The sequence below is a fragment of the Paenibacillus flagellatus genome (genome assembly GCF_003217775.1).
Taxonomy (GTDB): Bacteria; Bacillota; Bacilli; order Paenibacillales; family NBRC-103111; genus Paenibacillus_AB; species Paenibacillus_AB flagellatus.
In genome coordinates, this window is record NZ_QJVJ01000012.1 from 125,965 (window position 1) to 149,352 (window position 23,388).

The 23,388-nt window shown below is 59.2% G+C and carries 21 protein-coding genes; 13 read left to right on the forward strand and 8 right to left on the reverse strand.

Annotated elements, in window-relative coordinates; all coding sequences use genetic code 11:
• Positions 1-132: 132 nt before the first annotated feature.
• The 6 genes from DLM86_RS24325 to DLM86_RS24350 all read left to right on the forward strand — a co-directional run bounded on the left by DLM86_RS24325 (position 133) and on the right by DLM86_RS24350 (position 7,337).
• Positions 133-2,724 carry a winged helix-turn-helix domain-containing protein gene (locus DLM86_RS24325; RefSeq protein ID WP_110842668.1) on the forward strand — a complete coding sequence of 864 codons (2,592 nt, stop codon included), beginning with the start codon at positions 133-135 and terminating at the stop codon, positions 2,722-2,724.
• An 83-nt stretch (positions 2,725-2,807) separates the two neighbouring features.
• On the forward strand, positions 2,808-3,200 hold the full coding sequence (locus DLM86_RS24330) for a DUF3221 domain-containing protein (RefSeq protein WP_110842669.1): 393 nt from the start codon (positions 2,808-2,810) through the stop codon (positions 3,198-3,200).
• Positions 3,201-3,378: 178 nt separating this feature from the next.
• Positions 3,379-4,158, forward strand: a complete 780-nt coding sequence (locus DLM86_RS24335) for an NUDIX domain-containing protein (protein ID WP_110842670.1) — start codon at positions 3,379-3,381, stop codon at positions 4,156-4,158.
• Between the two features lie 76 nt (positions 4,159-4,234).
• A complete protein-coding gene (locus DLM86_RS24340) occupies positions 4,235-4,792 on the forward strand; it encodes a cysteine hydrolase family protein (protein ID WP_110842671.1) in 558 nt (185 codons plus the stop codon).
• A 22-nt stretch (positions 4,793-4,814) separates the two neighbouring features.
• Positions 4,815-6,248, forward strand: coding sequence for a nicotinate phosphoribosyltransferase (locus DLM86_RS24345; RefSeq protein WP_110842778.1), 1,434 nt, complete (start codon positions 4,815-4,817; stop codon positions 6,246-6,248).
• A 177-nt stretch (positions 6,249-6,425) separates the two neighbouring features.
• Positions 6,426-7,337 (forward strand): DMT family transporter, encoded by a 912-nt coding sequence (locus DLM86_RS24350; RefSeq protein WP_110842779.1) that lies wholly within the window; start codon positions 6,426-6,428, stop codon positions 7,335-7,337.
• 94 nt (positions 7,338-7,431) lie between these two features.
• On the opposite strand, the gene DLM86_RS33040 is transcribed toward DLM86_RS24350, so the two are convergent.
• Positions 7,432-7,563, reverse strand: a complete 132-nt coding sequence (locus tag DLM86_RS33040) for a hypothetical protein (RefSeq protein WP_281272186.1) — start codon at positions 7,561-7,563, stop codon at positions 7,432-7,434.
• A 776-nt stretch (positions 7,564-8,339) separates the two neighbouring features.
• Between DLM86_RS33040 and DLM86_RS32195 the strand changes: the two genes are divergently transcribed.
• The gene (locus DLM86_RS32195; protein WP_158289644.1) at positions 8,340-8,498 is read left to right on the forward strand and encodes a hypothetical protein; all 159 of its coding nucleotides are present in this window, start codon (positions 8,340-8,342) and stop codon (positions 8,496-8,498) included.
• Positions 8,499-8,715: 217 nt separating this feature from the next.
• Positions 8,716-9,480 carry a hypothetical protein gene (locus tag DLM86_RS24355; RefSeq protein ID WP_110842672.1) on the forward strand — a complete coding sequence of 255 codons (765 nt, stop codon included), beginning with the start codon at positions 8,716-8,718 and terminating at the stop codon, positions 9,478-9,480.
• Positions 9,481-9,547: 67 nt separating this feature from the next.
• On the opposite strand, the gene glsA is transcribed toward DLM86_RS24355, so the two are convergent.
• Together glsA and DLM86_RS24365 are read right to left on the reverse strand one after the other, a co-directional pair.
• Positions 9,548-10,486: a glutaminase A gene (gene glsA, locus DLM86_RS24360; RefSeq protein ID WP_110842673.1), complete on the reverse strand. Its 939-nt coding sequence runs from the start codon at positions 10,484-10,486 to the stop codon at positions 9,548-9,550.
• Positions 10,487-10,595: 109 nt separating this feature from the next.
• Positions 10,596-12,074 carry a sodium:solute symporter family protein gene (locus DLM86_RS24365; RefSeq protein WP_110842674.1) on the reverse strand — a complete coding sequence of 493 codons (1,479 nt, stop codon included), beginning with the start codon at positions 12,072-12,074 and terminating at the stop codon, positions 10,596-10,598.
• A 193-nt stretch (positions 12,075-12,267) separates the two neighbouring features.
• Here DLM86_RS24365 and DLM86_RS24370 point away from each other — a divergent pair, with 193 nt between their 5' ends.
• On the forward strand, positions 12,268-13,455 hold the full coding sequence (locus DLM86_RS24370; RefSeq protein WP_110842675.1) for an N-acetylmuramoyl-L-alanine amidase family protein: 1,188 nt from the start codon (positions 12,268-12,270) through the stop codon (positions 13,453-13,455).
• 158 nt (positions 13,456-13,613) lie between these two features.
• On the opposite strand, the gene DLM86_RS24375 is transcribed toward DLM86_RS24370, so the two are convergent.
• Genes DLM86_RS24375 through DLM86_RS24385 form a run of 3 tightly spaced genes read right to left on the reverse strand, consistent with a single transcriptional unit; the run spans position 13,614 to position 14,898 of the window.
• On the reverse strand, positions 13,614-13,736 hold the full coding sequence (locus DLM86_RS24375) for a cyclic lactone autoinducer peptide (protein ID WP_110842676.1): 123 nt from the start codon (positions 13,734-13,736) through the stop codon (positions 13,614-13,616).
• A 3-nt stretch (positions 13,737-13,739) separates the two neighbouring features.
• Positions 13,740-14,261: an accessory gene regulator ArgB-like protein gene (locus DLM86_RS24380; RefSeq protein ID WP_110842677.1), complete on the reverse strand. Its 522-nt coding sequence runs from the start codon at positions 14,259-14,261 to the stop codon at positions 13,740-13,742.
• Positions 14,251-14,898: a hypothetical protein gene (locus DLM86_RS24385; protein WP_110842678.1), complete on the reverse strand. Its 648-nt coding sequence runs from the start codon at positions 14,896-14,898 to the stop codon at positions 14,251-14,253. The genes DLM86_RS24380 and DLM86_RS24385 overlap by 11 nt, the downstream gene beginning before the upstream one ends.
• Positions 14,899-15,291: 393 nt before the next feature.
• Here DLM86_RS24385 and DLM86_RS24395 point away from each other — a divergent pair, with 393 nt between their 5' ends.
• Both DLM86_RS24395 and DLM86_RS24400 read left to right on the forward strand, forming a co-directional pair.
• Positions 15,292-16,380, forward strand: coding sequence for a Gfo/Idh/MocA family protein (locus DLM86_RS24395; protein WP_110842680.1), 1,089 nt, complete (start codon positions 15,292-15,294; stop codon positions 16,378-16,380).
• Positions 16,381-16,449: 69 nt separating this feature from the next.
• The gene (locus DLM86_RS24400) at positions 16,450-17,418 is read left to right on the forward strand and encodes a sugar phosphate isomerase/epimerase family protein (protein WP_110842681.1); all 969 of its coding nucleotides are present in this window, start codon (positions 16,450-16,452) and stop codon (positions 17,416-17,418) included.
• A 984-nt stretch (positions 17,419-18,402) separates the two neighbouring features.
• Here the strand turns inward: DLM86_RS24400 and DLM86_RS24405 are convergent.
• Both DLM86_RS24405 and DLM86_RS24410 read right to left on the reverse strand, forming a co-directional pair.
• The gene (locus DLM86_RS24405; RefSeq protein WP_110842682.1) at positions 18,403-19,224 is read right to left on the reverse strand and encodes an AraC family transcriptional regulator; all 822 of its coding nucleotides are present in this window, start codon (positions 19,222-19,224) and stop codon (positions 18,403-18,405) included.
• Positions 19,225-19,260: 36 nt separating this feature from the next.
• Complete coding sequence (locus DLM86_RS24410) at positions 19,261-20,127, reverse strand: helix-turn-helix domain-containing protein (protein ID WP_110842683.1); 867 nt, start codon at positions 20,125-20,127, stop codon at positions 19,261-19,263.
• Between the two features lie 702 nt (positions 20,128-20,829).
• Here DLM86_RS24410 and DLM86_RS32835 point away from each other — a divergent pair.
• Positions 20,830-21,297, forward strand: coding sequence for a glycoside hydrolase family protein (locus DLM86_RS32835; RefSeq protein WP_245954877.1), 468 nt, complete (start codon positions 20,830-20,832; stop codon positions 21,295-21,297).
• Between the two features lie 92 nt (positions 21,298-21,389).
• Positions 21,390-23,159 (forward strand): family 20 glycosylhydrolase, encoded by a 1,770-nt coding sequence (locus DLM86_RS24420; protein ID WP_110842684.1) that lies wholly within the window; start codon positions 21,390-21,392, stop codon positions 23,157-23,159.
• Positions 23,160-23,388 lie beyond the last annotated feature (229 nt).

The window sequence follows — 23,388 nt, forward strand, 5'->3', positions numbered from 1 at the left end:
GTCAATGGGAATCGGACGGAAAATGCAGCGGCCAGCGTTGGAGCAAAACGAATGCCGAACCGATACCCGCTAGCGTTAATTCGGGTATAATGGAGGCACGACCCCAATCCGGCAAGCGAACAGGGAGGCCATATGCTGCAACCGTCCGATCCCGTCATGCTGCATACGAAAGTTCAACCGCCCGCTTCGACGCGCAACGAAGTGGAGCGGGATACCGTTCTCGAAACGCTGCCGACGCTCGCCGACCGTTGCCGGCTATTGTCCGTCTGCGCGCCGGCCGGCTTCGGCAAGACGACGCTGCTCGCTCAATGGGCCCGCCGGGAGCAAGCGCATCTTGCATGGGTATCGCTCGACCCGACGGACAACGACCCGGCCCGGTTTTGGCGGTACGCGATTCAGGCGCTGCGCGCAGTACTCCCGACGATCGCGGCGGGGCGCGTCATGCCGCTTCTGCAGGCGTTTCCGAACGTATCCGTACCGACGGTCATCGATGCGCTGCTGAACGAGCTGGCGACGTTCGCCGAGCCGATCGTCCTCGTGCTGGACGATTATCATGTCATCGCCGAGCAAGCTGTCCACGACAGCCTTTCCTATATGATTGATTATTTGCCCGACAACGTTCGCGTGGCGATCGCGAGCCGAACCGGGCTTCCGTTCCCGGCCTCCAAATGGAGCGCAAGAGGCGAGCGGGCCGACGTCGGGGCGCTGCAGCTTCTGTTCAACGCGGAGGAGGCGGCCCGGTTTTACCGGCATACGGCGGGCTTGCCGCTTACCCGCGAGCAGATCGGGAAGCTGCTGGCCAGCACCGAAGGCTGGATCGCCGGCTTGCAGCTCGTGGCAATCGTGCTGCGGCAGCACCGGAGCGTCGACGCGTTTATCGAGAGGTTTTCGGGCTATCACCCGAAGCTGTCCGAATATTTGCTGCAGGAGGCGTTCCGGGAGCTGGCGCCGGAGCTGCGCGAGTTCGTACTCCATACGTCGATTTTGCAGCGGATGGACGCCGCGTTGTGCGATGCGTTTACGGGGCGTTCGGACAGCGCGGAGCTGCTCGAGAAGGCGAGAAGCTTGAATTTATTTCTCGTCCCGCTCGACGATTTCGGCGAATGGTACCGGTACCATCATCTGTTCGCCGAATTTTTGCAAAACGAGCTGAAGCGCGGCGACAAAGCCCGGTGGAAACGTCTGCACGGCAAAGCCGCCCGCCTCTTCGCGGAACGGGGGCTGCTCGACGAGGCGATCGACCACGCGATCGCGGCGGAAGAGTATGCGCTCGCCGAGCGTTTGCTCGGGGCGCATATCGGGACGGCGCTGGAGCGAGGCGAGTTCTCGACGCTGCTGCGCCGGTTCGGCGCGCTGCCGGGCGATCCGGCGCGGCTTTCGCCGCAGCTGGCGCTGCTGTACGCGTTTTTGCTCGTCGTGACAGGCGGGTTCGACCGGGCCGAATCGCTGCTCGCAAGCTTGGAGGAAGCGGCGGCGGCCGCACCGGCGGACGAGCGGGAGCAGCTGGCAAGCGGCTTGTTCTTCGTCCGCGCGAACTTGGCTTTCGCCGGCGGCCGATTCGCGGAATGGTACGGCTATGCGGACCGCATCCCGGACATGCTGCCCGAAAGCGCCGTGTTCTATAACTTCAACTACAACCGGTCCGAGCCGCTCGTGCGGCGTACCGAGTTCGGACTGAAGGGGGCGCTGTCCGCCGAGGTGGAAGCGATCGCCTTGCGTTTTATCGGCATGCTGGATGCCAGAGGATGGGGCGACGCCCTCATTACCCAGTACGTGCTCCAATCGTTAGCCGAAGGATATTACGAATGGAACCGGCTGGAGGAGAGCGAGGCGCTGCTCGCCCGGACGGAGCGGGTCGGCCGGGACCGGCGCGTTGCGGGGCTGTTCGTGCCGAGCCGGCTGACGTACGCCCGGCTGCGCTTGGCGGAGGGCCGCGCGCTGCTGGCCCGCGAGGCGATCGAGGAGGCGATCGAGACGGTCAAGGCTTGGGACGAGTTCGGCTGGACCGATCCGCTGCAGACGTTTCTCGCCCGGCTCGATCTGATCGAGGGCGATCCGGAACGGGCGGAGGAGCGGATGGCGCTGCTCCGGCTGTCGCCGGGCGATAAGCCTGCGTTCGACAAAGCGTTCGGGTACTTGACGCTGGCGCGCCTGCTCGAGCGGCAGGGGCGGGAAGACGAAGCGTACCGTCTGCTCGAGCTGCTCAAGCCGCCCAGCATCCGGGAACGGTGTTTGTCGAGCATGGCGGAGATCGCCGTCCTGCAGGCGCTGACGGACCAACGGCGGGGCAACCGGACGGGCGCGCTGCGCGGCTTGGACGACGCGTTGAAGATCGCGCGGCCTTGCGGATACGTCCGGCTGTTTCTGGACGAGGGAGAGCGGATGGCCGAGCTGCTGCTCCAGTACGTCCGGCATCGTCAAGACGCCGCGGCATCGGACACCGAGACGGCGGCACTCGGGTACGCGCGATCGCTGATCGAACGGTTCCCCGGGCGCAAGCCGGCTCCAACGGCTTCCGCTTCGCTGGTCGAGCCGCTCACCCCCAGCGAGACGGCTCTGCTCGACCGGCTTCGCCAAGGCGCCTCCAACAAGCAGATCGCGAAGGAATTGAATTTAACCGAAGGAACGGTAAAGGTATACTTGTCCCGCATCTACGGCAAGCTCGGCGTCTCCTCGCGGACGCAGGCGCTGCTGAAGGCGCAGGAGCTGCGGCTGTTCGTCTGAACGGCTTGCTTCCGGCCTGTAACCTTTCCGTCACGGGATGCGTCTATTAAGCAATCCCGCACGACGCGAAGGGAGGAATTCGGATGAAGAAAACCGTATCCGCCGCTTTACTCCTCGGCATCTTGTTCGTCGCCGCAGGCTGCGGCGCTAGTCAGGGAAGCGGGAAGGGGCTGGACGTATCGATCCGCGGCGTCGTCCAATCGGTCAACGACGTGAGCGGCGGCAAGGAAAAAGGACTGTTCGTCGAGGGCAAGCTCGAGCCCGATACGAAGTTCGACAAAGCGAGCATCCGGGTAAAGCCGTCGACGAGCGTCTATGCGGTCAAAAACGGCAAAAAAGAAAAAGCTTCGATGAACGATCTGCACAAAGGCCAGCGTGTCGAAGTTTCGTTCGGCGACAATCCCGTGGCGGAATCGTATCCCGTTCAAGCAGAAGCCGAGCAAGTCGTCATCTTGGAAAGCGATCCGGGCTCGTAAGCCCGCTGCCGCGTCATCGCGCGGCCGTTCCGCCCGGCAATCCGCCGGCCGGGACGGCCGTTTTTATTTGCGCCGGCGGGGATTCGGAAGCGGACAGCCTTGACGCGGGCAACGGCTTGACACCGGTATTTTAATGTGTCAATATGATAATATCAATCATACAGTATAAGGAGACGATATGGAGCCGAACAACGAACTCGAGAACGAATCCAACTATACGGCGAGCAACTACCGGACGCCCGACGGCGCGCCGAGCGACATCGTCATCTTCACGATCACGTCGGAGGAGAAGGCGCCGGGCAAAAAAACGATGCCCGCCCGGGAGCTGCAGCTGCTGCTCATCCGGCGGAAGCGGTGGCCGTTCGAGGGGCAGTGGGCGCTGCCCGGCGGCTTTTGCGACGAGGACGAGAGCGTGTACGACTGCGCGAAGCGCGAGCTGCTCGAAGAAACCGGCGTGGCGGACGTCCATCTCGAATATTTCAACGTGTACAGCAAGCCGAAGCGGGACCCGCGCGGATGGATCATCTCCCACGCCTTCCTCGCTCTCGTGAACGAGCGGTATTTGGCCGGGCGCCGGGCGCAGGACGATGCGGCGGACGTGCGGCTGTTCCCGGTAAGCGAGGCGCTGGCGATGGATCTGGCGTTCGACCATGGGGACATCGTACGGGACGCGCTGGAGAAAGTGCGGGTGAAGATGCTGACGACGACGATCGCGAAGCAGTTTCTGCCGGCCGAATTTACGATCGGGGAGCTGTACCAGGTCATCCGGACGGTGGTGCCGGATTTCGAGGAGCCCAACTTCATCCGCAAAATGACGTCGACCCAAAGCCGCGAAGGCATTTTGGAGCCGGCGCGGGACGAAAACGGCGCCTTGAAGCGGTCCAATCGGTATTCGCAGCGGGCCGCCCAGCTGTACCGGTTTACCGGCTGCGAGCCGAAGCTTTCGATTTACGGATAAGCGTACCGGGACAACGTCCGCGGACGGCCCGATTCCCGGCGAGCGCACATCCGATTTCACCGAGGAGGCGTTCCATATGAAAGCATTGATCGTCATCGATTATACCGTCGATTTCGTCGTAGGGAAGCTGCCGTGCGGACAGCCGGCGATCGACATCGAGGACCGCATCGCGGAGCTGACGGAGACGTTCGCGGCGAGCGGCGACTACGTCGTCATGGCCGTCGACCTGCACGAGGAGAACGACGCGCTCCACCCGGAGAGCAAGCTGTTTCCGCCGCATAACATCCGCGGGACGGAAGGCCGCCGCTTGTACGGCAAGCTCGACGACGTCTATAACCGCCGACGCGACGGGATATACTGGATGGATAAGACGCGGTACAGCGCATTTTGCGGCACCGATTTGGAGCTGAAGCTGCGGGAACGTGGCATTGCGGAAGTGCATCTCGTCGGGGTGTGCACCGACATTTGCGTGCTGCATACCGCCGTGGACGCGTACAACAAAGGACTTCGCATCGTCGTCCATGCGGACGCCGTCGCGACGTTCAACCCGCCGGGCCACGATTGGGCGCTCGGCCATTTCCAAAACTCGCTCGGGGCGACGATTGTGAGCGGGGGACAGCCCATACGCGTTTAACGAGCCGGAGAGGATGACGACGATGGAAGACGGAAACTTGACGCTGCATACCGATAAATACCAGATCAACATGATGTACGCCCATTGGAAGCTGAATCGGCATAACGAGGTGCGCGTATTCGACGCCTATTTCCGCAAAAATCCGTTCAACAACGGATACGCCGTATTCGCGGGGCTGGAGCGCATCGTCCATTACGTCGAATCGCTCCGCTTCGGCGAGGAGCATATCGCTTACCTGCGAGCGCAGCCGGAGGGCTACGAGGAAGGGTTTCTCGACGAGCTGAAGCGGTTCGCCTTCACCGGCTCGCTGCGCACCGTACCCGAAGGAACGGTCGTCTTCCCGAACGAGCCGATCATCCGGGTCGAAGCCCGCATCTTCGAAGCGCAGCTCATCGAGACGGCGCTGCTCAACTTCATGAACTACCAGACGCTGATTGCGACGAAGGCGTCGCGGATCAAGCGGGTCGCGCCGAACGATACGCTGTTCGAATTCGGCACCCGCCGCGCCCAGGAAGCCGACGCCGCCATATGGGGATCGCGGGCGGCCTATATCGCGGGCTTCGACGGCACGAGCAACATGGAGTCGGGCCGGAAGTTCGGCATCCCGACCGTCGGGACGCATGCGCACGCATGGGTGATGGACTTCGAGTCGGAGCTTGCGGCATTCGAGGCGTTCGCCGAGGTGCACCCGGACCGGTGCGTGCTGCTCGTCGATACGTACGATACGCTCCGCTCGGGCGTGCCGAACGCGATCAAGGTCGGGAAGGCGCTCGAGGCGAAAGGACACCGGCTGAAAGGAATCCGGCTCGACAGCGGCGACTTGGCGTACTTGTCGATTCAGGCGAGGAACATGCTCGACGAGGCGGGGCTCGGCTACGTCACGATTACGGCGAGCAACGATCTGGACGAAAACGTCATGTTCGACCTGAAAGCGCAGGGGGCCCGCATCGACGCGTGGGGCATCGGCACGCAGCTCATTACGGCGGCGGACAATCCGTCGCTCGGGGGCGTCTACAAGCTCGTCGCGCGCAAGGAAGGCGACACGTACGTGCCGGTTATTAAAATATCGGGCAATCCCGAGAAAATTACGACGCCGGGCTTGAAGACGGTGTACCGGATCGTCGGCAGCGACGGCAAGTCGGAGGGAGACTACATCGCGTTTCCGCACGAACGGGTGAAGGAGGCGGGGCGGCTCAAGCTGTTCGACCCGGTCCACACGTACTTGCACAAGTACGTCACCGATTACGAGGCGGTCGAGCTGCTGGTGCCCGTGTTCGAGAACGGCCGGCTCGTCTGCCCGCTGCCAAGCTTGGACGACATTCGCGCGTACCATCGCCGGCAGATGGACTTGTTTTGGGAGCAATATTTGCGCAAGCTGAACCCGGAGCCGTATCCGGTCGATTTGAGCGAGGACGTGTGGGAGACGAAGATGGGGCTGATCGCGAAGCATCGTTAGTCGAAGCGGCCGGCCGTACCGCCCGGGAGGATGTCCGTTCCTCCCGGGCTTTTTCGGCTTCCGTCATGGCGGCGATATGGATATTGCCGTATGTCCATTTATTTACATTGAAGCCCATCCGCAAGAAGCGTATCATAACACCTGTTCGTCCATTTCAAAGAGCAAGAAGGTATGAATGTGAAAAAAATGTCCGCCGGACGCACGGCGTGGATGATCTCGTTTCTGGTCCTCGTTTGGGGAATCAACTGGCCCCTATCCAAATACGCACTGGCGTTTATGCCTCCCCTGCTTTTCTCGGGCACGCGCACTTTGCTGGGCGGCCTCCTGTTGCTGCCGGTCGCGATTGCCAGAGCCGGCCGCTTGCGATTCCATGCGACATGGCCGGTTTATTCGGTTTCGGCCCTGGTGAACGTCGTGCTGTATTACGGGCTGCAAACCGCCGGATTGGAGTATCTGCCTTCGGGGCTGTTCGCCGCGATCGTATTTCTTCAACCGGTACTGGTCGGTATATTCTCCTGGATGTGGCTGGGGGAGTCGATGAACGGTCTCAAAATGGCGGGGCTCGTGCTGGGATTCGTAGGCGTAGCCGTCATCTGCGGCGGCTCGAGCGATTTGTCCGGTCACGTTTCGGCCGCGGGCATTATGCTTGCGCTCGGGTCCGCGCTCAGCTGGGCGCTCGGCACGATATACGTCAAAAAGAACGGACCGAGGGTGGATCCGATCTGGCTCGTCTCGCTTCAGTTGATGGTCGGCGGCGCGTTCATGACGGCACTGGGCAGCTGGACGGAAAGCTGGGGCGAGGTTCGTTGGGCGCCTTCTTTCACAGGGGCTTTTCTTTTCATTTCCATATTCGTCATCGCCATAGGCTGGCTGGTCTTTTATAAGCTGATGGACGGCGGGGAGGCGGGCAAGATGGCCTCGTACACCTTTCTCATCCCGCTTGTGGCCATTTCCGCGGGAACGCTGTTTCTGCACGAGCCGTTTACCGTTTCCTTGCTGGCGGGTCTTGTCCTCATCCTCTTGAGCATTTATTTCGTGAACCGGCCTCGCCCGCAGGGCGGACAAGAGGGAGCCGGACTGCCGGGCTGAAGCGATAAGTACGATGACCGTTATCCATGTAAAAAAGGGGCACGGCATCCGCCGCGCCCCGAACCCGCATCCGATCCGTCCGCTCTCGTAAACGTCAACTCGGTTCCTTTCCTCCCGGCTTCGTTCCGGGCAGTTCGTTCCATTTCGCCATCATCGCCTTGTACGGCTCGGAGTCGGTCATCTCCCGCACGTAGCGGTCCCACTCTTCGATCGTAGCTTCTCCCAAAATGACTTTTGATCTTCATCTGCAAGAGCTCGCCCGCATCGGCCCATTCCCCTAGTACGAGACGTTCGCTTGCTTTGGCAATCGTCCGTCCGGCATAATCGACCCTTTTCCAAGCGTCCATCGCGTTCCGGTATTCTCCCTCTTTTCGTCGAACCTATCCTTTAGACGAGTCAAGGGTCTGGAAGGATTTCCCTTTTCTGTCTCGATAGCTGCTTCCGACGGCGAATTTGCGGCTATATTTTTGCCAATCGGGCCGATGAAAGCGGTTGCCCGACCGGCCTAGAGCCGAACGGGAAAAATTGGTTATTTAGTACCGGTCGCGGCGGCTGGAAACGCTCCGAAAAGACGTAAAGGAAGGCGCATCGGAGGGAAGCTTCCCGTCGTGTCGGGCGAAGAAACGTTATGGCGAATCCGGTAGATTTGCGGCGATGGACCGACAAATTTCGAGAACGGCTTTGTCGGAACGTTCGCGATCGATTCGGCAAATCCGAAAACAGGGTAGTTTGTCCGGACAAACCCCCGCGCAAACCGCATCATTAGACAAGAGGCCTAGTCGGTCCTAGTGCGCAGGTCTCGAACGGTCCGAGTCCCGATACTTCTTTCGAGGGGGACTTGGGCGTTTCGTAGTGCTTGCCGCACACCTTTTTATACAATCTTAGTCTAAATTTATATGAAAATTTATAAACGAGCCCGACAAGCTTTGACAGCATTCCAACCCCGATTCATGCGATAACTAAGTACAGGGAATGAATTCGTGAACGGAGGTAACGCTTGGAATGAACGCGTCTGGAGTGAAGATCTGCCTGGATATCCGGGTCATTACGATGCAGATGGGAATGAAGCCTTTCACCGAGTGCGAATCGCCGAAACAGCAAAAGGCGGCTCCGGACGAGCTGGAAGGAAGAACCCGGGGACGTCGCGTCGTCGCCCGATAACGAACATGAGAGCGGGCTCCGCGAGGAGCTATTATAAGGGTGCCGAAAAGGACGTCGCAGGACGTCCTTTTCCTTTTAATCCGCGGACGGTTGGGGAAAACTTGGGAATGGGCTCCGGCAACCTTGCGGGAGGTCCGGCCGTCTAAAGGATAACGACGGCGGCAGACCGGCGGGAACGACTCGGTCCGCCAAGCCGCCGCACGGGAGGAATGCTACGATGACACGAATTCGATTCGGCGCCATTGCCATTGCGCTGCTGGCGCTATTGGCGGCCGCCGCCTGCTCGGACGACGGCGGGCGGGACACCGCCGATTCCCCGGCGGAGAAGCCGCCTGCGGGGCAGGAGAAGCCGCCCGCCGGTGCGCCGCCGTCCGGAGCCGGTACGGGGGCACAGACGGGCGGAAGCTCGGGGGCCAAGCCCGGCGACCAAGCGCCGGGCGGACAGCCCGCGGCGAAGCCGCCCGAGCAGCCGGCGGCGCCTACCGTCGAAACGCAGGCGAAAGCGGCCGTCCAAGCGCTGAAGGCGAAAGACATGAAGAAGCTGGCCGCGATCGTTCATCCCGACAAGGGTGTCCGATTTTCGCCTTACGGCCATATCGACGTCAAGAGCGACCGGGTGTTCAAGCCGGCCGAAGTCGAGAAGCTGCCGGCGGACAAAACGGTCTACGAGTGGGGCACGTTCGACGGCTCCGGCGAGCCGATCAAGCTGACGTTCGCCGACTACTATGCCAAATTCGTCTACGACGCCGATTTCGCCGAGCCCCACAAGACGTCCGTCAATGCGCCGATCGGCAAAAACACGTTGAACAACAATGTATCCGACGTGTACCCGGCCGACCGATGCTCATACGTCGAGTATCATTTTACCGGCTTCGACCAAAAGAACGAAGGGCTCGACTGGAAAAGCTTGCGGCTCGTCTTCGAGAAGACCGGCGACAAGCTGTATCTGGTCGGCATCGTCCACGACCAGTGGACGACATGAGGCGCGTCCGTGCGTCTGCACGTATGGCGTAAAACGAAAGAGCATCCCCGCCCGGGGATGCTCTTCGTCAAAAGAGGCTCCAATCGTATCGTTCGGATAGCAGCTTCAGCAGGTGGACGCCGGCGATGCTGTTGCCCTTGTCGTTCAGCGCCGGGCCGATCAGTCCGATGCCGAGCTCGCCCGGGACGAGCGCCAATATGCCGCCCGAGACGCCGCTTTTGGCCGGGATGCCGACTTGAATGGCGAACTCGCCGGACGCGTTGTACATGCCGCACGTGACCATGAACGATTTGGCTATGCGCACGAACCGTCTCGGCACGAGCTCCCGTCCGGTGGCCGGATCGACGCCGTCGTTCGCAAGAACGAGTCCCATGCGGGCGACCTGCGCGCACGTCACCTCGATCGCGCATTGCCGGAAGTAGACGTCGAGCGTCGGCTCGACGTCCTCGTCCAGCACCTTGTTGTCCTTCAGAAAATAAGCGAGCGACCGGTTCCGGTTCGCCGTCTCCGCCTCGGAGCGGTAGACGTCTTCGTTGAACGCCGGGCCGTCGTCGCCGGCCAGCTCGCGGACGAAACGGAGAATGCGCTGCGACTTCTCCTCCGGCGAATCGCCGAGCAGAAGCGACGAGACGACGATCGCTCCGGCGTTGATGAGCGGATTGAACGGCTTGCCGGGCTGGACGAGCTCCAGCTTCAGCATCGAGTTGAACACGTCTCCGGTCGGCTCCATCCCGACCTTCTCGAATACGGCCCGCTCGCCGCGGTCCATGAGGGCGAGCAGCAGCGTGAACACCTTCGAAATGCTTTGCAGCGTAAAGGGCAGGTCGGCGTCCCCCGCCGATACGGTCGTGCCGGAACGGTGGTGCAGCGTAATGCCGAGCGCCCGCTGCGGAGCGTGGGCGAGCTCGGGGATGTACGTGGCGACGCCGCCTTCGGCGGCGTAGGCGCGGTACGCCTCCACCCAGCCGGGCAGCCGTTCGGACAAGTCGCGGAAATCGGTCGTCATGTCGGGTTGTCTCCTTCGCGGATGCGGATCGAATATCGGATATGATTGTCCTCATTATACATCACGATCGCGCAAGTCCGAAACGGGTGTCCGCGAGCCGCTCCGATCGCTACCTCGCATCTTCGCCGAGCGAATCGACGAGCTCGGCGACGTCGGGCCGGACGCGGTCTTTCCCGCGAAGCAGGCCGATGCCGACGAACAGCACCGCCGAGACGACGACCGGCGATGCGACGAGCGTGGCGGTCGAGGCGGCCTCCATGACGTATTTCACGTAGCCGAACGTCAGCAGGCCGCCGGCCCACGATACGATCGCGGCGGCGGAGCCGCTTCGCTTGAACGCGGGCAGCAGGCCGAGAAGCATCGGAATCGAGATCGGCCCGACGAGCGCGCCGAACCATGTAATAAGCAGGCTCAGGATGCCGCCGAAATTTTGCTGATTGATCGCGACGACGAGCGTCAGCGTCGTGAAGACGACGATCGTGACGCGGGCCGCCAAGAGCGACGCCTTGCCGTTCCGGTCGCGGAAGCGGGCGAACAGCTTCGGCAGGATGTCGCGCGTGACGACGGCCGTAATGGCGTTCGCGTCCGACGTCGTCATCGCCATCGTATGCGCGAACATCGAGGCGAGGACGAGCCCGATCAAGCCGGGCGGCAGCAGCTCCATCGCCATGATCGAGTACGACTGATTCGGGTCGGAGAGCGACGGATAGAAGATCGGCGCGGCCCACATCGGGAAAAACAGAATAAGCGGCCATATCAAGTAAAGGGCGGACGATAAGTAAGCGGCCTTGCGCGCCTCCCTGCTGTTCGGGGCGGCGATATACCGCTGCGCGAGGTTCCACGTGCCGCCGTTGTAGCTGAGGAAATCGATCAGCAGGTAGGCGAGCACGAAGCCGAGCGTGTACGGTCCGGCGAGCGCGTCGTTATGGGTAGGAGGGAGCCGGTCCCATATGTCGACGATCGAGCCGATGCCGCCCAGCTTGACGAGCACGATGACGAACATGGCGAGCCCCGCGACGAGCTGGACGACGAACTGGGCGAAGTCGGTCAGCGCGTCGGCCCACAAGCCTCCGATCGTAATGTAGAACAGCGAGATGGCGCCGGACACGATAATGCCGGTCGTCAGCGGCACGTCCGCGAACACGTTCAGGATGACGGCGATCGCCGCCCATTTCGCGCCGACGTCGAACAGCTTCAGCAGGACGCCGCTCCACGCCATCAGCTGCTGCGTCGGCACGTTGTACCGCTTCTCCAAATATTCGGTCGGCGATTCGATGCCGAGACGCAGGCGCAGCCGGGACCAGCGGGGGGCGATCCACCGGGCCCCGAAGAAGACGGCGACGGCGACGGGGACGGCCCACCAAATGTACAGCGTGAAGCCGTATTTGTAAGCGACGCCCGCGTAAGCGACGAAGACGGCGGCGCTGTACCCGGACATATGGTGCGAGATGCCCGCGAGCCACCAAGGCATTCGCCCGCCGGCGGCGAAAAAATCGCTCGTGCCTTTCACTTGACGGTACGACCAGACGCCGATGCCGACCATCAGAAGGAAGTAGAGCCCCATGACAACCCAATCGAGCGCGTGCATGCGATCCTCTCCTTTTCGTCCCGTTATGAAAACGGTTTTATTAGAGCATATTGCGATCCCGGGCAATCATGACATGCTTATTTGATTGGGGTGCTATGCTTGGAACGCCGGGGGATGGCAAACGGCTCCCGTTTCCTCTACAATCGGGAGAGAAAGCAGGCGATTCGAAAAGGGAAGCGAGGCTCCGATTTCTATGGAGAGACAAGCAGCGAATGAGGGACATGAGGCGAGGCGAAGAAGCGGCACGATCGCGAGAATCGGGACGGCGGCCTTGCTGGCGGCGGCGCTCGTCTCGATAGCGGCGACGGAACATTCGGCTGCGGCTGCGGCTGCGGCAGACGCAGACGGTAGGACGCCTCCCGTCGTCTGCATCGACGCGGGCCATCAGGAGAAGGGCAACAACGAACTGGAGCCGATCGGCCCCGGCTCGACCGAGACGAAGCCGAAGGTTTCGTCGGGTACCCGGGGCGTCGTGACCGGCAAGCCGGAATACGTGCTGACGCTCGAAGTGTCGGAGCGGCTGCGCGACAAGCTCGAGGCGCGCGGCTTTACGGTCGTCATGACCCGTACGGCGCACGATGTCGATATTAGCAACAAGGAGCGTGCGGCCGTCGCGAACGAGGCCGGAGCCGACTTGTTCGTGCGCATTCACGCCGACGGGGACGCCTCGTCCAAGACGAGGGGCGCGTCGGTGCTGTACCCCGCGTCGACGTCGTCGGCGACGGCGGAGCAGTTCGCGCGCAGCAAGGCGGCGGCGGCCATCGTGCTGGAGGAGATGACGGCGAGCTCGGGCGCCCATTCGCGGGGGACGACGGCGCGAAGCGACTTGTCCGGCTTCAATTGGTCGGTCGTGCCGAACGTGCTGATCGAGCTCGGCTTCATGACGAACCCGGACGAAGACCGTCTGCTGTCGACCGCCGACTACCAAGACAAGCTGGCGGAAGGCATCGCCGCCGGGGTGGAGCGGTACATAACGGACGTCGCCGGCAAGCCGCTTTGGAATCCGCAGCCGTTCGAGGAGACGCTGACGCTGGTCGAGGACGCCGATTTGTACGACCGGTCGGGGAGCGGATTCGTTCCGGTCGGCGCGTACTTGTCCCCGCAATCCGTCCTGGCGCGCGAGAAGGCGGGAGAGTGGTACCGGATCGACACGTGGCTCGGGTCGAACTGGATCCGTGCGCCTCGTGCGCTTGTCGGAGGCGTACGGAGTGAGGAGCGGAGCGTCGCGTTGTCCGCGACCGTTCCGTTTTACCGGTATCCGGACGAGGGCGAGCCGGTGTGGGGAACGCTTTCGCCGCAAACCGTAGAAGCGTTCGAGTCGTGGGGAGAGTGGCTTCACGTGCGCACGTGGCTCGGGGACGGCTGGCTGCAAGTGCCGTAGGCGAGCGGGATGAAGAAGCGGAGCGGAAGGCCGGACGCAAAAAAAAAGACCGGCGGCCCGTCGATAGGCTCTCCTGTCAGCCAGCAGGTTTCCGTTTCAACCTGTTGCTTGATGGAGGGCTGTTTCGCGTATCCGCCAGCCTCTTCTTTTTTAGGAACCTATTGCTTTTTCAATTCTTGCGGGATTTCGGGACGATGGGTGACAGGCGATGCGGAGATTACGAAAAAGTTCGCGACCTTGCTCAATACGTCGGAAGCGAGTTTTGCCGTCGTTTTGGTCATCGGTTACACCTCCCTCCACTTGAATAGCGTTACGCCTTGAATGAAAAAGACTAGCGCCAGGATGGAAGAGCCTACTGCGAAATTGCCGCACACCGCAAATACGGAAGCTACTTTCAAATACGGATAAAACCGTTCCGGCATTGTATGGTAACCCCGCAAATTGGAGGGCGCTAGCAAAGCGAAAAGGACTACGGAAATGCCGGTAAGGATCGCGGTCCAGGCGTCGGGAAGGACGACGTGAGGAGGGAGCGCCGTGAAGACGACCATGGCCGTCATGCACGGCACCGGGGAGCGAAAGTGGTAGCCGCCCGACATCATGCGAATCAGGACGAACGCGACGATCGAGAGTGCCGTTTCCGCAAGCTTGCCGGTGATCAGTCCGATCAGCAGCGCTGCGATAACGGGGATCACAATATTGATCAAGATAATGAGCGCGAACTTCATGACCGGCACGCTGACCGTCTCCCGCTCGTTCGCTTTTTTGATCGATACCGCGATCCGTTCCGCCAAAGCGTCAATGCTCATTCGATATCTCCCTCTTCAATACCCAGTATTGTAAAACTCCCAACGAAAGAATGACCGGGACGAGGACGAGCTGCTTGTAATTGCCGAGAAAGTACAGGAAGTTGAAGCTGGTCATGACGACGTAGCCTACGACCGTGAACAGGAGCAGCCTCATATTGATTTTGTTCAATCTTACGTTCGCGCGATCCCCGTAAGGGACGAACGTATACCCGACACGAAATTTATGTATGAGCCATGCCGCCAGCATCGCGACAAATGCCGTAAGCGCCTGAGCCGAAAAATTCGACAGCGTGTCCGGCTTTAGAATGAGGCCGAACAGCTGAACCGTATTGTAGACGATCGTCGTGAGCAGAATGTAGGCCAAATAGCCGTTGGTCATGATAAGTCCGGCGTAAAAGACCGGAATCCGGAACATTTGCCAATAAAAGATGAAAACGATCGGCGGCTGCAAAAACGTCGCGAACACTAGCAAATCGAGGGTAACGATCAAGACGTAAGAGACTAGAGCGAGCAGAAACGAGCTGAAGACGATTTGCCCGACGTAGTCGCGGATATCGAGCTTGAACATCGTAAAGGTCAACAGGATGAGGGCAAACCATTCCAACATCGAAACCAGAACAAACGACAACACTTCCATGTGCGAACTTCTCCATTCGTTTCTATCTATGCTGTGGTGGTATCGCTTCCATTATACTATACAAAGATAGAGGGATAAAGGCGAAAATAGAATCTTCTTGACGAAGCGTTTCCGGTTTTCGTCTCCGTTCGTTCCGATCTCCCAAACGGGAACGAATTTCGTGAAATTTTGACGAATGGCGACGAAGCCGTGGCGGAAGGAATCGAACCAAACCCTTGTCGGATGCGGGTCCTTTCGACAGTGCAATTCGGCGGATCCGATAATCGTAGCCAAATAGTTCATCTTTTTGTCATATACTTCATGTTCAAGGAAAACGCTTTATGATTACATAGAACTGGAACTTGAAGCGTATACTAATCCATCGTGAAAGCGAATAGTAGGAGGGCACCTTTCATGGCAAACGGAAAATTGAGAGTCGGCATTATCGGCACCGGCGGAATCGCCAACGGCAAGCATATGCCGTCGCTGTCCAAGCTCGCGCAAGTGGAAATGGTCGCATTTTGCGATATCGTGGAGGAACGCGCCCAAAAAGCGGCGAAGCAGTACGGCGCCGAAGGCGCGAAGGTGTACACGGACTATCGCGAGCTGCTGGCGGACAAAACGATCGACGTCGTCCACGTCTGCACGCCGAACGACTCCCACGCCGAAATTTCGATCGCCGCCATGGAATCCGGCAAGCACGTCATGTGCGAGAAGCCGATGGCCAAGACGGCCGCCGACGCCCGCCGCATGGTGGCTACGGCCAAAGCGACCGGCAAGAAGCTTACGATCGGCTACAACAACCGGTACCGTCCGGACAGCCTGCATTTGAAGCAAATTTGCGAGAGCGGCCAATTGGGCGAAGTGTACTACGCGAAGGCGCTTGCGATTCGCCGGCGCGCGGTTCCGACTTGGGGCGTCTTCCTCGACGAGGAGAAGCAAGGCGGAGGTCCGCTCATCGATATCGGTACGCACGCGCTCGACTTGACGCTGTGGATGATGGACAACTACAAGCCGGTCAGCGTAACCGGTTCCGTCTTCCATAAGCTCGGCCAAAAAGAAAATGCGGCCAACGCCTGGGGCCCGTGGGATCCGAAGAAGTTTACGGTCGAGGATTCGGCGTTCGGCTTCATCAAGATGGAGAACGGCGCTACGATCGTGCTCGAGTCGAGCTGGGCGCTCAACACGCTGCAGGTCGGCGAAGCGAGAACGGTTCTGTGCGGAACCGAAGGCGGCGCGGACATGGAAGACGGGCTGCGCATCAACGGCGAGCAGTACAGCCGTCTGTTCGACACGAAGGTGAAAACCGACACCGGCGGGGTCGCGTTCTACGACGGCAAGAAGGAAAGCGATGCCGATTTGGAGGCGCGCCTGTGGGTCGAAGCGGTTCTGAACGATACCGAGCCGTTCGTGAAGGCGGAGCAAGCGCTCGTCGTTACGGAAATTCTCGAGGCGCTGTACGAATCCGGCCGCACCGGCAAGACGGTTTACTTGAATCAATAATCGGCGGACGCATCGTTCCGCCTTCGATACGGCATTCTATACGAAGGCAACGGAAAGGAGGACTATACGATGAAACTGGGCGTCTTTACGGTATTGTTCGCCGGCCGTCCGTTCGAGGAGGCTCTCGACTACATCGCGTCCAAAGGGCTGGAGGCGGTGGAGATCGGTACAGGCGGCTACCCGGGCAACGCGCACTGCGATCCGGATACGCTGCTCGGCGACGCGTCCAAGCTGAAGGCGTTCAAGCAGGCCGTCGAATCCCGCGGCCTGACGATCAGCGCCTTGAGCTGCCACGGCAACCCGCTTCATCCGCAAAAGCAAGTCGCGAAGGAGTTCCACGAGGCGATCGTGAAAACGATCGACTTGGCGCAGCGTCTCGAGGTGCCGGTCGTCAACACGTTCTCCGGCTGCCCGGGCGACCATGAGGATGCGAAATATCCGAACTGGCCGGTCGCGCCGTGGCCGAACGACTTCCAAGAGATTTTGGCTTGGCAGTGGGAGCAGAAGGTCATCCCGTACTGGACCGAATGGGGGAAGTACGCGGCCGACCGAAACGTGAAAATCGGTCTCGAGCTGCACGGCGGCTTCTCGGTGCATAGCCCGGCTACGCTGCTTCGGCTGCGCGAAGCGGCGGGCGAGGCGATCGGCGCAAACCTCGACCCGAGCCACATGTGGTGGCAGGGGATCGATCCGGTTCAAGCGGTGCACGTCCTGGGCCGCGCCGGCGCGATCCATCACTTCCATGCGAAGGATACGACGATCGATCCGATCAACGTCAACAAGCACGGCGTGACCGACATGCAGTCGTATTCGCTCATGCTCGACCGCGCTTGGCAGTTCCGCACCGTCGGCTTCGGCCACGATCTGAAGACATGGGCGGACATTTTGAGCGCGCTTCGTCTCGTCGGCTACGACTACGTCGTCAGCATCGAACACGAGGACGGCCTGATGTCGGTCGACGAAGGATTTACGAAAGCGGTGAACAACTTGCAGCAAGTGCTGCTGAAGGAGCCGCTGGGTCAAATGTGGTGGGTGTGACGCGCAACCGCTTCTCCGAATGTTCGGGGAGGCGGTTTTTGTTTGTTCGGAGGAGGGGGCAAGTTGGACAAAAAGGGGGGAGTCCGTGCCCTTCCGAAAGGAATAGCCTTGCCGCTTCGAACATCTTGTTTTGAGTTTCCCGGATGGAATGGGCCTGCGGATGGTGGAAACTCAAAGCCAAAACTCGCGTGCAAGGCCATTTCCTTTCTCCATGGCACTAAGTGTATTCATGGATGTCCCTTTTGTCCAACTTGCGCGAGGAAAAAAGACCGCCTCCCCGGAAGAATGCTCGGAGAAGCGGTTTCGCGTGGGGAAGGGGCGGGTGGAGGGAAGTCCGTGCCCTTCCGAAAGGAATAGCCTTGCCGCTTCAGACATCTCACTAATCCCCCAAAAGTGAAGCAGGCCTTCGAAGTGGATTCCGACTACTTTCGGGGGAACCCCCGTAAACCTGCGGATGGTGGAAACTCAAAGCCAAAACTCGCGTGCAAGGCCATTTCCTTTCTCCATGGCACTAAGCGTATTCATGGATGTCCCTTTTGTCCAACTTGCGCGGGGAAAAAAAGACCGCCTCCCCGAGAATGCACGGAGAAGCGGTTTCGCGTGGGGGAGGGGCGGGTGGAGGGGAGTCCGTGCCCTTCCGAAAGGAATAGCCTTGCCGCTTCAGACATCTCACTAATCCCCCAAAAGTGAAGCAGGCCTTCGAAGTGGATTCCGACTACTTTCGGGGGAACCCCCGTAAACCTGCGGATGGTGGAAACTCAAAGCCAAAACTCGCGTGCAAGGCCATTTCCTTTCTCCATGGCACTAAGCGTATTCATGGATGTCCCTTTTGTCCAACTTGCGCGGGGAAAAAAAGACCGCCTCCCCGGAAGAATGCCCGGAGAAGCGGTTTCGCGTGGGGGAGGGGCGGGTGTGGGGAGTCCGTTCCATTCCGAACGGAATAGCCTTGCCGCTTCAGACATTTCGCTAATCCCCTCCCGCTCGTCAGTCGAGCTGCAGCTCCCCGGTACGGTATTCCTTCGGGCTGACCCCATACCGGGCGCGGAAGACGCGGTAAAAGTACGTGTAGCTGTTGAAGCCGGACGTCTCGGCGATTTGCTCGAGCGACATTTTGCTGAACAGGATGCGCTCGCGGGCGACGGACAGCCGGATCTGCTGCACGTACTGCATGATCGTCTGGCCGAACATCGACTTGAACAGATGAACGGCGCGCGAGACGCTGAGGCCGACGTGGCCGGCGACGTCTTCGATTTTGAGCGGGGAGAGGGCGTGCTCCTCGATATATCGTTTCATTTCGTAAGCGAGAAACGACTTCCCCTTGCCCGAAGCCGAATGCTGCTCCTGCGTCGCCCGTTCGATCGTTAGGCACAGAAGCCGCAAATAATATTCGGCCATTTCCTTGGCCGTCCCTTTGCCCCGACGCTGCTCCAATATCGTCTGCCGGCACAGGTGCAGCACGTCTTCGTTGATCGGAAGCCGAACCCGTCTCGGCTTCGCCGACCGATTCCACCATTCGTCCAGCCATGAGCCGCGGCAAAAGAAATAGTAGTCCCCGCTCGACACCTCGCGCTCCCCGTTCGGCTGCAGCTCCTCCTCGATGCGCAGGTCGTACCGGTCCTTCGGCTTGTACAGCAGCAGGTCGCCGGGGACGATCAGCTTCGCTTCGCCGTCGATCAGCACGCGGCAGCAGCCCTCCACCTGGAAACGGATCAAATAGTTGCGCAGCCCCCGCGTGGAGGCGACGTGAAACGGCTTCGTATGATACGAATAGCCCGCGGCAAGCACTTCGCAGGAAGGTCGGTCCATGGCATCCTCCGGTTCAATGATTGTCCTTTTACCGATTCATCGACGATTACGGGATTGACGATACTGCTGCGGCGTTAACCCCGTTTTTTTGCGAAACTGCCGGATCATGTAATTGGAGTCGGCAAATCCCGTCTGTGCGGCGATTTCCTGTAAAGCTAAAGGGGTCGTTTCTAGCAGCATCTTCACTTTGTGAATACGGATATGGTTCAAGTATTGAAGCGCACTCATGCCGGTGTGCTTTTTTAGGCAGCGTGACAAATAGTCGGCCTCGTAATGAAGGGCGTGCTTCATATCTTGGGCATCGTAAGGCTCCATATACCGTTCATGCAAGTACGCCTCAACGCGTGACACCAATTCGTTTGAACGCGTTGTGGATTCCGCGTAAACGATCGATTGCAGCTCGACGAATAGATTGGCAAGCAGCGCCTGCACCAACAGAGCATTTTTCATGGTGGAACCTCTGTGCAGCTCCACGATCTGATCGAGGATCGGCCACAGCATCGTTTGCCTGAGCGGCCCGAACTTGGGTAAATACATGTGCTGCGCTACAGGCACATAATCAATATCCGTACCTCTTCTGTATAAAAACGACCAGGGGACCTGGTTGGACGACAACCGGCGCTGCGGCGACGGATGGGTAAAATGAATCCAATAGATCTCCGTGTCCTCCGTGCAGGGTGCATGTCCCCAATGGAGCACGTTCGGCTCCAAAACGAGAATGTGCCCTCCTTTTACTTCGTAAGCGGTATGCTCCTCCGTGATATAGACGGCCCCCCTTTTTACCAGCAAAACGTCATATACCGAAAATGAACGCGTAAAATGCTGTCTGCCCGGCTTCCATACGGTATGTCCTGCCGTAATGAGTTGCGGCAGCGGGGGGATGGGCAACTCCAAACATTCCAATCCCGGTTCCTCCTTTAGACGGAAATGTGCTATCGGTAGACGGTGAAATCTCTTTCACAGGAAATGTCGGATCGTTATTATTTATAGTAACGTATGGGCAATCGTCCAACAAGGGAACGGCAACAGGGAGTGTTGGATATGGCAAAAACGGACTGTTTGATGGATCAATTATTACCGGCTCCGATACATGGCGGATTCAAAATGAAAGATTACTGGGTATGGTGCGGTTCGGTAATCGTCGGCGAGGACGGGCGATTCCACATGTTTGCTTCCCGCTGGCCGAAATATTTACCGATGCACCCCGGCTGGCTGGATCAATCGGAAATCGTGCGCGCCGTTTCGGACTGTCCCGAAGGACCTTATGAATTTCAGGAAGTCGTTCTGCCGGCAAGAGGTGCGGAGCATTGGGACGGCCGCATGACTCATAATCCGCATATTACGAAGCATGGCGATACTTATCTTTTATTTTATACCGGCTCGACTCATCCTTTTCCAAGCGTGAAGCCGGGTGAATCGTTCGGGCTCGCAGATCCTCGTTGTATCGTATCGCGTTCGAATAAACGGGTAGGCTTGGCAACCTCCATCAGCATTTACGGTCCATGGAGGCGAATGGATCATCCCATTCTTCCGACGCGCGCGGAAAAATTCGATAGCTTCCTGACTTCGAATCCGGCGCCGGCGGTGAATAGGGACGGTTCGGTATTGCTCATCTACAAAGCGAGACGTTATAGGGGGATCGAACCGGGCGGATTTACGCTCGGGGTCGCATCCGCCGATCGCTATGACGGGCCTTATAAGGTATTGGAAGACGAACCGCTATTCGCATCGAAGGGCGTTCAACTGGAGGACCCGTTCATATGGGTATCTTCTTCGGGTTACGAGATGATCGCCAAGGATATGAACGGCTCGATTTGCGGGGAATTGCACGGCGGTATCCATGCATGCTCGAAAGACGGCATTCGGTGGGAATGGAAGGAAAACCCGAAAGCTTATTCCCGAACCGTCCGATGGGAGGATGGGACGGTTCGCACGATGGGCTGTCTCGAGCGGCCTTTCCTCTTGATCCGGAACGGCAAGCCTACCCATCTGTTTGCGGCGACGGCCGACGGTTCCGGCGGGTTCGCGAATGCTTCGAATACGTGGAACATGGTCATTCCAATCCGATCGTGACTTTGAAGGGGGGGGATGCTTGGATGCTTATAAGCTGATGCGGCCCACACGAATCGTAATGCAAACAACGATCGAAGGGGGAACTTTCGACGATGGCGGACAACCTTCAATTGATTCCCGTTCCTCAACAAGTGGAAACGGGCGGGGGACACTATGAATTGCCGGACGATCTTTCCATTCAAGCGAAGACCGGCTCGCCCTTATATGCGACGGCTTCAAAAGAGTTGCAGGCCGTATGGACGCCGGATGGCGGCTGCATTCGGTTCCGTTCGAGCGACGATGCGCCGCCTCTAGGCTTGAACGATTTCGTACAAGCGGCCGAAGGATATGCGCTTGTCATTGCAGCCGAAGGCATCGACATATGGGCCTGTGATCCGGCCGGACATTTTTACGGGGCGATGACGTTAAAGCAACTCATACGCCAGTTCGGGAAACGTCTGCCGTTGCTGCGAATCGGAGACGCGCCGGCGCTTCGGCATCGCGGCGTGCAGATTCCGTTGGCTCAAGGATTGACGGAGTACCGCTCCGCTTATTTCAAGCACCTTGTCCCGATCTTGGCCGGCTGGAAAATGAACGCGCTTTATTTGTATTTGGAATCGTATTTCGATTTTCCATCCGTTCCCCATTTGGGAGGCCCCGGGGCGATGACCGCCGAGGATGCGCGGGAGCTCGATGCGTTGTGCAAATCGTACAACATCCGGCTCATTCCTTCCTTGAACGTCCTCGGCCATTGCGGCGACATTTTAGCCTTGCAGAAGTATCATCATTTGATCGAATGCGGACCGGATAAAGATTTCCGCACGGCAAGCACGTATACGTTATGTGCCAGCTCGCCCGAAGTTCGTGCGCTTGTCGATGCGATGTTGACGGATACGATGGATTGCTTCAGCTCCGAAATCATTTGCATAGGCGGAGACGAAGTGTCCAACTTGGGCGAATGCCCGGCCTGTCGGGCAAATGTTGAGGAGAAGGGGAAGCTTGGGCATTACGCCGATTACTTCTCCCGCATCAAAAAGACGTTGAATCAAAGAGGGAGAAAAGCCGGTCTTTGGGGAGACATGCTGATCAAACATTACGGCCCATCATCCGACGAAGAACGGCAGTACGCGATCGATGCACTCGCCGAGGGAACGATCATATACGACTGGCATTACCGGGGCGGTTCTCCGCATACGTTGCGGATGTTTCGAGACGCGGGATTCGAGACGATCGCTTGCGGTTCGACCAATTTGGTGTATTCCAGCTCGGTCGATTGCGACCAACACCGGAAATTGACGGCTTTATACCGGGATGCGATAACTTACGGCGCTCTCGGAGGGGTAACGACCGCCTGGTGCAACATGTACGGGCTGCATGAGGAGCAAGTAAACGTATTGACTTCCGTCAGCGGATGCTTGCTTTGGTCGGGGACGGAAAACGACCGTAAACCTATTTCGTTCGCCGAAGACTTCGAACGGGCATACAGCTTGCAGCGGTACGGGTTCGCCACGAATGCGTTAGTCGAATATTGGCATGCTCTCGGCGATCGGGAAGGGCCTGTTTTGAAACCGCTTACTCCCCTGAACGGCGTAGATATCCGCAAATGCTTGTATCACACGGACAACGTGCTCATGATGTGGAAGTGCTACAGCCCCATATTAACTAATCACAATTTGGCGAATTACGAAGAAGGAGTTCGCTTCGCCCGGTCTCTTTGGAACCGTGTAGAGGAAGCGATTAGCGGTTGCCGCGATCCCTATATTTCCCTTCAGTCCGCGCCGCTGCTCATGCACGAGCATTTGCTGCGCCGGTTTAAAATGACCGAAGCCGTATACGGCTATTACGATGCGGCGGCCCGGATTCAATACGAGAATCGCCGGTAATTTTCCGATTTGATGGACCTCGCCGCTTCTTCGCTGCTTTCCCATCTCGATGATTTTCCCGTCGTCGAGTCGTATTTGCGGGAAGCGCATCGGCACTTCGGGTTGGAGACCGCGACCTTGCTCCGTTTGGAAGCGACGAAGCGGAACATGACGGAGTTAGCCGCGTTTTTCCGGCACTTGGCGCAATCCGACCGACCCTTGCCGATGTTCGTACATTTGCACGACATAT

Excerpts from the sequence above, each read along its gene's own strand:
- DLM86_RS24325 (WP_110842668.1), top strand. The coding sequence starts at position 133 with ATGCTGCAACCGTCCGATCCCGTCATGCTGCATACGAAAGTTCAACCG.
- DLM86_RS24330 (WP_110842669.1), top strand. The coding sequence starts at position 2,808 with ATGAAGAAAACCGTATCCGCCGCTTTACTCCTCGGCATCTTGTTCGTC.
- DLM86_RS24335 (WP_110842670.1), top strand. The coding sequence starts at position 3,379 with ATGGAGCCGAACAACGAACTCGAGAACGAATCCAACTATACGGCGAGC.
- DLM86_RS24340 (WP_110842671.1), top strand. The coding sequence starts at position 4,235 with ATGAAAGCATTGATCGTCATCGATTATACCGTCGATTTCGTCGTAGGG.
- DLM86_RS24345 (WP_110842778.1), top strand. The coding sequence starts at position 4,815 with ATGGAAGACGGAAACTTGACGCTGCATACCGATAAATACCAGATCAAC.
- DLM86_RS32195 (WP_158289644.1), top strand. The coding sequence starts at position 8,340 with ATGAACGCGTCTGGAGTGAAGATCTGCCTGGATATCCGGGTCATTACG.
- DLM86_RS24355 (WP_110842672.1), top strand. The coding sequence starts at position 8,716 with ATGACACGAATTCGATTCGGCGCCATTGCCATTGCGCTGCTGGCGCTA.
- glsA (WP_110842673.1), bottom strand. The coding sequence starts at position 10,486 with ATGACGACCGATTTCCGCGACTTGTCCGAACGGCTGCCCGGCTGGGTG.
- DLM86_RS24365 (WP_110842674.1), bottom strand. The coding sequence starts at position 12,074 with ATGCACGCGCTCGATTGGGTTGTCATGGGGCTCTACTTCCTTCTGATG.
- DLM86_RS24370 (WP_110842675.1), top strand. The coding sequence starts at position 12,268 with ATGGAGAGACAAGCAGCGAATGAGGGACATGAGGCGAGGCGAAGAAGC.
- DLM86_RS24375 (WP_110842676.1), bottom strand. The coding sequence starts at position 13,736 with ATGACCAAAACGACGGCAAAACTCGCTTCCGACGTATTGAGCAAGGTC.
- DLM86_RS24380 (WP_110842677.1), bottom strand. The coding sequence starts at position 14,261 with ATGAGCATTGACGCTTTGGCGGAACGGATCGCGGTATCGATCAAAAAA.
- DLM86_RS24385 (WP_110842678.1), bottom strand. The coding sequence starts at position 14,898 with ATGGAAGTGTTGTCGTTTGTTCTGGTTTCGATGTTGGAATGGTTTGCC.
- DLM86_RS24395 (WP_110842680.1), top strand. The coding sequence starts at position 15,292 with ATGGCAAACGGAAAATTGAGAGTCGGCATTATCGGCACCGGCGGAATC.
- DLM86_RS24400 (WP_110842681.1), top strand. The coding sequence starts at position 16,450 with ATGAAACTGGGCGTCTTTACGGTATTGTTCGCCGGCCGTCCGTTCGAG.
- DLM86_RS24405 (WP_110842682.1), bottom strand. The coding sequence starts at position 19,224 with ATGGACCGACCTTCCTGCGAAGTGCTTGCCGCGGGCTATTCGTATCAT.
- DLM86_RS24420 (WP_110842684.1), top strand. The coding sequence starts at position 21,390 with ATGGCGGACAACCTTCAATTGATTCCCGTTCCTCAACAAGTGGAAACG.